This window comes from Pseudanabaena sp. 'Roaring Creek', from assembly GCF_001402795.1.
Classification (GTDB): Bacteria; Cyanobacteriota; Cyanobacteriia; order Pseudanabaenales; family Pseudanabaenaceae; genus Pseudanabaena.
Map to the genome: position 1 here is coordinate 1 of NZ_LIRE01000029.1, position 8,744 is coordinate 8,744.

Annotated in this window: 10 protein-coding genes and 1 pseudogene; 1 reads left to right on the plus strand and 10 read right to left on the minus strand. The window is 43.1% G+C overall.

The genetic code is table 11. The features are described from left to right. Window positions 1–104: 104 nt before the first annotated feature. A complete protein-coding gene (locus AC805_RS00765) occupies window positions 105–446 on the minus strand; it encodes a hypothetical protein (protein ID WP_055073642.1) in 342 nt (113 codons plus the stop codon). Window positions 447–503: 57 nt separating this feature from the next. Here AC805_RS00765 and AC805_RS00770 point away from each other — a divergent pair, with 57 nt between their 5' ends. After that, the gene (locus AC805_RS00770; RefSeq protein ID WP_197278593.1) at window positions 504–1,397 is read left to right on the plus strand and encodes a helix-turn-helix domain-containing protein; all 894 of its coding nucleotides are present in this window, start codon (window positions 504–506) and stop codon (window positions 1,395–1,397) included. A 96-nt stretch (window positions 1,398–1,493) separates the two neighbouring features. On the opposite strand, the gene AC805_RS00775 is transcribed toward AC805_RS00770, so the two are convergent. From AC805_RS00775 to AC805_RS27050, 9 genes and pseudogenes are all read right to left on the minus strand, one after another. Beyond that, on the minus strand, window positions 1,494–2,183 hold the full coding sequence (locus tag AC805_RS00775) for an SDR family oxidoreductase (RefSeq protein WP_055073643.1): 690 nt from the start codon (window positions 2,181–2,183) through the stop codon (window positions 1,494–1,496). Between the two features lie 263 nt (window positions 2,184–2,446). Continuing rightward, the gene (locus AC805_RS00780) at window positions 2,447–3,808 is read right to left on the minus strand and encodes an SCP2 sterol-binding domain-containing protein (RefSeq protein WP_055073644.1); all 1,362 of its coding nucleotides are present in this window, start codon (window positions 3,806–3,808) and stop codon (window positions 2,447–2,449) included. Between the two features lie 24 nt (window positions 3,809–3,832). Further along, window positions 3,833–4,330 (minus strand): N-acetyltransferase, encoded by a 498-nt coding sequence (locus AC805_RS00785; protein WP_231662376.1) that lies wholly within the window; start codon window positions 4,328–4,330, stop codon window positions 3,833–3,835. A gap of 23 nt (window positions 4,331–4,353) precedes the next feature. Continuing rightward, window positions 4,354–4,824, minus strand: coding sequence for an isoprenylcysteine carboxylmethyltransferase family protein (locus tag AC805_RS00790; protein ID WP_055073645.1), 471 nt, complete (start codon window positions 4,822–4,824; stop codon window positions 4,354–4,356). Window positions 4,825–4,960: 136 nt separating this feature from the next. After that, window positions 4,961–6,025, minus strand: a complete 1,065-nt coding sequence (locus AC805_RS00795; RefSeq protein ID WP_055073646.1) for an NmrA family NAD(P)-binding protein — start codon at window positions 6,023–6,025, stop codon at window positions 4,961–4,963. A 57-nt stretch (window positions 6,026–6,082) separates the two neighbouring features. After that, on the minus strand, window positions 6,083–6,547 hold the full coding sequence (locus AC805_RS00800; RefSeq protein ID WP_055073647.1) for a MarR family winged helix-turn-helix transcriptional regulator: 465 nt from the start codon (window positions 6,545–6,547) through the stop codon (window positions 6,083–6,085). A gap of 409 nt (window positions 6,548–6,956) precedes the next feature. Continuing rightward, window positions 6,957–7,642: pseudogene (locus tag AC805_RS27220) on the minus strand (PDDEXK nuclease domain-containing protein). Between the two features lie 258 nt (window positions 7,643–7,900). Further along, a complete protein-coding gene (locus tag AC805_RS25325; RefSeq protein WP_156341267.1) occupies window positions 7,901–8,056 on the minus strand; it encodes a hypothetical protein in 156 nt (51 codons plus the stop codon). A 74-nt stretch (window positions 8,057–8,130) separates the two neighbouring features. Then, window positions 8,131–8,262, minus strand: coding sequence for a hypothetical protein (locus AC805_RS27050; RefSeq protein ID WP_269433538.1), 132 nt, complete (start codon window positions 8,260–8,262; stop codon window positions 8,131–8,133). Window positions 8,263–8,744 lie beyond the last annotated feature (482 nt).

The following is an 8,744-nucleotide window of genomic DNA, read 5'->3' on the forward strand; positions in this document are numbered from 1 at the left end:
TAGGCGATCGCATTAACAATCTATCTTCTCAAGGCGATCGCTATTACTATGAGTCGTGATTTCTAGGCGATCGCTTTTGATAATTACTTAGGATTAGAACTCTATTAGCTATCAGCATTTACTCCCAGTAGTAGAATATTGGGATTGCCTTTTGCTTTGTAGGTCGAAAATAGTAAATAGGGGCAACTAAACATAAAACCACAGAAGAAGTTCAAAAATCCGAATAGAAAACCCTTCCATGTAAATCCCTCTCGCCAAACAATCCAGATTGTCAGCAAACTGAGAGAAATTAAAAGATCGGTGTTGAACTGCGATCGCCAATTAAGTTCTAATAAATCACCAAAATAGATGACTGGCCAATTGATACCCATAGTCACAATGACATAAATTGATACGGAAAAAATTAGCCCTGTCGTAGCAATTAAAAAAGCACGTAGTAAGGTCATGTTGTTGCTCCTGTTGTCCGAATAAAAGAATGACTTCGAGATGTCATTGCGAATATCATGTCAAAGAGAGATAATCAAAACAATTACCTCACAGGTAATCAAACTCATTTCCCTGAAGGATTTACTATGCAGCAGCGAGCAATTTTGCATCAACCAAATTCCTTTGGAACCATACTGAAGCAATGGCGCGATCACCGAAATATCAGTCAGCTTGACCTCGCTCTTAGTAGTCAAGTTTCCCAACGTCACATCAGTTTTCTAGAATCGGGTCGAGCAAAGCCCAGTCAGGAGATGGTCTTGCAATTGGCAAAGGTTTTAGAAATACCGCTCAGACATCAAAATCTCATGCTCAGTGCGGCTGGATTTGCTCCCATTCATGCAGAAACCGATCTATCGGCTCCTGAAATGAAACCAGTTTGTAAAGCGATCGCATTTATATTGCAACAACAAGAACCCTATCCTGCGCTGGTAATCGATCGCTACTGGAATTTACTCAAAACCAATCAAGGAGCCGAGCGACTTCTCAATACCTTTCTCGATCCCAACAAGTTACAAGACCTATTCTGTATTGATGGAAAAATTAATTTGATGCGAGTTGTGTTCGATCCGCAGGGATTACGACCATTTATCGCTAATTGGGAAGAGGTGGCTAGTCATTTACTCCAACGAACATACCGAGAAGCAAATTCATCGATTGAGAGCGAACAGTCTGCCTTGTTGTTTGAAGAACTCATGAGTTATCCGATTGCCTCTAATCTTTGGAAAAACTTGAGTCATTCTGCACAGCATACTTTACTACTTACCATGCATTTAAAAAAGAACAACTTAAATTGGCAGTTTTTTTCAACGATCGCGACATTAGGCACTCCCTATGACATTACTCTTCAGGAGATTAGAATTGAGTGTATCTTTCCTGCAAACGAAGAGACTGAACGCGATTGGAGAAAATAAAATTTATCGTTGGGATTACAGTAGCGATCGCTATAATTGTGAGTCGTGATTTTTAGGCAGCATTTGTAACCTCAATCTGCTTGAAATATTTCTCAATCAACCTTTCTGATACATGTTTATCTCCCCAATATCCACAGCATTTGAAAGTGTTAAAATCCATTCAATCGCAGAGATTATATCTGTAAGTGGAATTGGAACTTGTGCTGTAAATCTACCCTCTTCGATATCTGCCACTACTTCTTCTGTAGCGATATTGCTTGGATTAATGACCGTAATACCAATCTTGTAATCACGGAGAGCTAGTTTTAGTGCCTGAGCCGCTCCTCTTAATCCAAACTTAGACGCTGTATTAGCTACCTCGATTGTTGGAGAGTTATCCATTCCTGATAGTGCGCCAATAAATATAGCTCTTGGGTTGTCAGATTTAGCAAGATTCTTGGCAAGTTGCTTGGTCAGTTCAATCGGTGCAACCGTATTTACAGCTATCACAAAGCGAGTTTCTTGATCAGAGCTTGTCATAAAGTCATATTGATCGGTAAATGCACCATTTTCCCAAACTCCCCCCATAAACAAAAGGGCATCTACAGTTGATTCACTAATGCTACTGACAATTGATTTGATTCCCTCTGGAGTGGAAATATCTGCTTGAATCCATTTTCCTGCAATTGGCTGACCTCTAGAAATCGAGAACACAGAATCACCTTTTTGGGTAAAGTGCTGCGCTACGGATGCACCAATCCCACGACTAGCTCCTACCACAACAATTTTTCTTTTTTCAGATTCCATATCTAACTTTTGAAGTATGTACTTTCTAAGATCTAGCTCAAAGTTTTAACTCAATTATGGTTTAATCATTATACTGATGATAAAATACCGTAGATTTACACTTTGAGTCAAGTGAGATATATCTCCTCAATTATTTATCTGTAATGGGGTTGCTGAAGGCGATCGCTATTATTGTGAGTCGTGATTTTTAGGCGATCGCCAATGATTTGATTCTTAATTCATAAAGGTGTCGCCGCACTTTTATGGATTAAGAACAATTTAGCTTAAGATGGGAAGCATTTCCCGAATTTGAGCAGTAACCGAATATCGCCTTTGATGCGGATTTTGCGAGTCAAAATTGCCAAGACAATGTTTTGGTATTTCCGCAAAAAAGCAATCCAAGTTTTACTATCCGCCTTGACGATCAGATCGGGTTTACCCACCAGTCCGTCTTGAACTTCACAAACTTGATTGGAGATTTTGATCGTGAACTGGGAGAATTCCTGCCCAGTAAATAGAAAATGGTAGGTCGCGTTGAGACCTTTGGCTTGGTTCGGTTGAAAGGTTAAGGATACTCCATTCCTAAAGCCTGCGATGGAAATAGGCGTTAGGCTATTGCGAACTAACTTGATCTGCTTATGGGGAAAGCGTTTAGCTGCGTGGGCTTCGGCATCTGAACCGGGAACGACATATACTGTTTCGACCTTATCTTGCAGAGGCTTGACGACCTCTTGAATAAATTCTTTACGATTATGCAAAAAGGGAGCCATCACATCTTCACCCGCAGGACAGGCTGCGAGACAATAGGCGGCTTTATAATTGGCTCCAAAGGATAAACTTTGCCACATGGCTGCCGAGTCCGCCTCACCGACTTTGCGATCGTAGTCTTTCGCCGTTTTACTTTCGGCAACATTCTTCGCCCAATCGGTAAAGCCGCCTAAAAATTCGCGATAGTTGTGGGTATAGCAAGCCGAGAAATTGAAGTTCCCATCCGAACCGATTGCCCCCACGGGACAAGCGGCTACACAGAGTTTGCACTCCACGCAGGGATTGTAATCAATGGGGCGATCGTATCCCGTCACCTCCGCATCCATCAGCACAGTACCCAAGAGAATGAAGTTGCCAAATTTGGGATGGATCACATTGCGATGAATGCCCATATGTCCCAATCCTGCGGCAACTGCGATCGGTTTGTGAGAAACAACCCAGACATTTTTACCGACATTGAGAAAGTCTTGGGCTTCCATCGGAAATCCCATCGCTGGATTAATTGCTCTTATCCCACGATCTTCTAATTCTCTGACAATTTTGCGAGCGATTTCATTGATTTCCTCTCCCGTGTGGTGAAATTCCACATTGGCGACAGAGCGGGCGGGATTGCGAACGTTATCCCGATTCATGCGACAGACAAAACTAATCAAACTTTTTGTCTGTGGAAAAGCCTGTAACAGCTTTGTCCGTTGATCGGCGATTTCAGGTTGATTGATACTCACAAAACCCACATCATCAACGCCCAAATCCAAGCAGAAGGTTCGCAACCAATCGCGATCGATCGGCGATGAAATCGTACTGGTCGGATTCTGCTCTTGAGATTTTTGTTGCGATCGCAAAAGCTTTACGGTAGGATGATCGTCAAATTTTGTCATGGGGATATCCTTAGAATCTTGTGTTTACAAATTTTTGGATAGAGGTAGTACCTTACGGAAAACAATTTTGTCAATGCCAGATGCATAAAACTCTCGAATCCTTGCTTCCTCCTCAAAGCCGTTCTTGCGATAAAACCTGCGAACGTATTCAAAGTCTTCGGTTCCAGAGGTCTCTACTAATAAAATACGCTCACCGCGATCGCTTAGGGTTTTCTCAACATGCTGTAGCAGAGACTTCCCGTAACCTTTCTGCTGCTGATTCGGATGTACCGCAATCAGATATAAATTCCAAGTTCCTTCGGTCATTCGCTCAGGTGCAACATAAGCGATTCCGACAGGTTTATCGCTGTAGCAGGTCAACCACAAGTCTCTAGATTCTGTTGTACAGTTGAAATATTGATGGATCGTTTGGGCGAGAGATTCGATTTGCTCTGGCTCAAACAAACCCGTTGCCTCTGCTAAAGCAATCACTTCGGAAATCTCTTCTGGGGCAGTCAATCGAATCATAAAGGGAGCATTCATTTATTAGGTGAACCGTTCTTCGATTATATCCAACGACGCACTTGGGCTTTGTAGCGGAGATATTCATCGCCAAATTTTCGTTCTAGGTAAACCTCTTCGCGCTGAATTACGCCAATTTGGACTACTACTAAGAGCGGCAACAATAGGGCGAATGCCCAGACTGCTTTGAGTAGAAGGCTGATACCGATATAGAGCAGAGTTAGAGACAGATAGAGCGGATTGCGACTGAAACGAAAAACTCCATCGGAGACGATCGCTGTGGCAGGTTTTGCAGGATCGATCGCCGTTTGGGCGCGAGTCATCGTCTGAAATGCGGAGGTCGAGAACCAACCTGCAATAATCATCGCTACCAATGCCAAAGGCAGAGATATTGAAAGCGGCAAAAAGCTAACTGGGAAAAAGAAACTGAGTCCAACTCCGATCGCTAAGGTAACTCCATAGAGAGCGGGTGGAAAGGCGATGACTCTAGGGTTGTCAGATATTTGTTCGTTCATGGCTAGTTACCTCTTTTTAATTCGTTGATAATTCCATCAATATTTATTTCAATCAAGAACTCTAGTGGATATTTGGAACAGCGAGTTTGCCTGACTTCCTTGATTTGACCGCATGAATGAGAAATAGCTGCAATACTCACTGTAAGCTATGTTCAGCTCGCCAGCGAGCGCTACTCATTACGAACTGCGGATCGGACTGGACGGGAAGGAAGTGTTGCCGTTCAAACCCATTCAGGTTATACCCAGGGGTAAAGGGAACGAGATTAAATTGCATAAAAGCGCGTAACCGATTAGCAAGAGTCCTGCGAGCATAGGGCATCGAAGCATAGCGCCGAACGATTGTTTCAAAATCCTCTGGAGGTTTGCCAGTAACTTCCTCAACCACATAATTTGGCGCACCAAACTCAAACGCTCCTTGCTTATGGTCTTCAACGTAGTAACGCAAACTGCCCACTTCAAACGCCGAGACTCCCTGTAGACGGGCTGCCCGTTCAAACATCCACCAAGGTAAGTCAAAGGCAAAGACAGGACTGTCCAGCACTTTGCGGATGACCCCAGCCATATCATAGGCGGACATGAGTTTGGAACCAGTGGGACGAAAGCGCTTGCCTGCGTAGCGATCGGGGTTCATCAATAGCTCAACGGCAACGCGAGCGATATCTTCGTTAGATGGAGGGGCATTGCGGCTATGCCCAGTCAAGATGGGAAAAATCCCCAATAACGATGCGAAGTCAATCAACCGCAGATAGTTATCGACAAAATACCCAGGATTGAGATTCACATAGGCGATATCAGGGATCGCTGCCAACATCTGCTCCACTAGCCACAATTGGCGCGTATGCAGGGAGGGATGGTTGGCACTTGCCGTCCATTGACTGAGTCCCACGATCGCTTCCAGTTTCAATGCTTTCGCCACAGTGACAAACACCGCCGCACTCTGGATCATTAAGGGATGGAACGGTGGACAATAATAAGCCCGTACTGTTCCCTGCATTGCTGCTGCCATCCGATCCACATCGAACATATCGGCAACGACGGTTTCCGCACCGAGGCGATCGAGCCTTTGACTCCTAGCATCACGGGAACGAACGATCGCTCGCACGGGAAAGCCTTTCTCCAACAGTTGGGCTACCACAGCCCTACCCGTTTTACCCGTTGCCCCTGTGACTAAAATCTTAGGGCGATGACTGACATGAACCATTAAAACCTCCACAGTTATGAACTACTGCTATGTGTTTTTTGGGAGATAACTTTTTTATCAACTTCTTTGATTCAAAGTTTTTACCTCCGATAGGAGGGATAGCAAATCTTGCCACTTCTGCTCTCCGAGTTGTTGTCTTACATCGATTTGGGCTTGTTCCCATAAAGGCAGAGCTTGCTCCAGAACCGATTGTCCGTCAATCGTCAAAGATGCTAGCTTGATCCGCCGATCTTCGCCTAGATTGAAGGCGACCAATCTCCTCTGCTCTAACAACTTGATGTTGCGAGTGATGGTGGTTTGATCTGTAAACAACTCTTGAGCCAACTGAGTAATCGCTACAGGCTCTAACAGGTGAATCGCGACCAATAAGGTAAATTGCGTTTGCACTAAGCCAACTGGGCGAAATGCCGCATCATACAGTTGCGACATAATACGTGACGCTCTACGAACATGAAGCCCCATGCAGGTTGTGGGGACTTGATTCGCGATCTCAAGGTTAGGCTTAGCAGTTGAATTACTCATATTATATGTATATACATATAACGAAATATTGTCAAGCAAATTTTTTGTTTTCAGCCTTACAGCAATTATCGATCAAACGAACCACAAGGGAATTTTGGAAAGCGTTGCTTCGCAGCGCTTTCCAAAATTCCCTTGGTTTGGGTTTGAGCGCAAATTTCCTTAAGGGTTATTCGCAAATTTCGCAAAATATTATTTTCTATTGTCTAAATGATAACGGCAGATCAATCTCCAATTCCTCACAAAGCTTACAAATCTGGCGATCGCATCAACAATCTATCTTCTAAAGGCGATCGCTATTACTGTGAGTCGTGACTTTTAGGTTATCGCTATTACTGTTCTTTAAAACATAATCAACTGCAAATGATTTGTTGTATGGGCGATCGGTAATTGCCCATACGGGAAAGTAGGCTCATAATTCCACTTCTCTTAACGTTAACTCAATCTCTCGGCGTAACTCCTCACGGTTCGGCAAATAAAGCTGATACTTCTGTACAAACAACTGGCTATTGATTTGATAAGTTGCATATTCCACCAATAGCTCATCTTTTTGCCGACTGAGAATAATTCCGATTGGTGGATTGTCTCCTTCGATATTTTCCTCATTAGCAAAATATCCCAAATACATATTCATCTGTCCAATATCGTAATGTTGTACCTCATTAATATACCTTCCCTGTCTTTACTAGCTGCTAAGCGTAGGAATAGCGCACTTTCCTTTTGGCGGATTAGCTCACGGACTGACCAGCGTTCTAGCAGAGTTGGCAGTTCGTAAAAATTGCGTTCTAGCGGATCTTCCATTTTTAGTAATTCCGCCACATGAGCCCAGCTTAATTGCTGCGACAATGTCGCACTTTTGGGATAGGTTAGGTAAAACTGACGACAACGGATCAGGTTACTACGGCTAAAGCCCTTACCATGTCGAAAGGTCAAGTCTTTAGATAAGCTACTGATGAGTCCTCTGCCGTAGTCCGCTCGAATTTTACCGTTTTGCTCAAACTCGACAATGTGCCGCCCGACTTGCCAGCATGTTTCAACGAGATGGATGTTGACTGCCTGAACTGCTTGGATACGTCCCTCCGTGTAAGTTTGGGAAATCCTTTCTAGTAGATCGCTGTAGCCAACAATCGGGGTCAATTCCAGTAGGTATGACTTAACGATATTTTTTTAGTTTAGATAAATCCTAAAATACGTTTCGCATTAAGAAAATACTCTTCCATTTTTTGCGTATTCTGTTGGAGTGTAATTTTATCCTCAGGCGATAGAGATGGAGCAATATTGATTGCTCCATAGTTAATTTTGGATGTAATCAAATCAACCGTAGCAACCGTAGGCGCATTATTTTGAGCAATAGAATTAAGACTGCCCTGACTTGATGTTGCGTATTGAACTTACCAATACCGCATGACTCTTAGAATTGTTAATCCAAATATCAGATGAAACAACATGAGGTAACTTTTCTAGTCCTTCAATTCCGATGACATCAATATCACTATCAAAGCCAACAGTCAATTTTGCATCTCCTGCATTGCCATTACCATTATCAAAAGCATCAATATTCCCTACTTTTATTCTAAGATTACCCGCTACAGATGTCTCCTAATTCGCCTTAAGCGTGACATTACCAGCATTCCCCGTAATCGAGGTGGTGGCGCGATCGCCTTAGTGGTAATGTCCCCACCAGCTTCGATAGTGACCGTAAAGATAATACGCGGCATCTGATACTGAGTATTTGTCCCCAATACATCGTTAATTAACTCCCATTACCTCCACTATTCTTAAGATTTACATCTTTTTTGTTGAATTTTTATTGAATTAAGTCGTATTTCTTTAAGTCAAATTTTGTCAAGCTAAATATTGCGATCGCAATTAATTTAAATATAGCTGTAGCCAGTTATGTTAGAAAACCCAGAAGATTGTTGCGCCGCAACAATCTTCTGGGTTTTATGGCTTGTTCGCTCAGCCAACCTATTCCGATGCCTGAGCGAAGTCGTAGCCTCTCTCAACTCCTCTAGGATTGCTATATGTACCGAGAGGGGCGATCGCTTATAGAGATATCTAGCGATCGCTGAAGGAGCGATAATTGCCTTGGAGATATTGCGATACAAGCAATAAACTCCATAGGCAGTTAGGCAAAATTAAATATATGGCAATGTAAGGTTTGATTAGGATATAAAACCCCAAAGATGAGTGGCGGCGC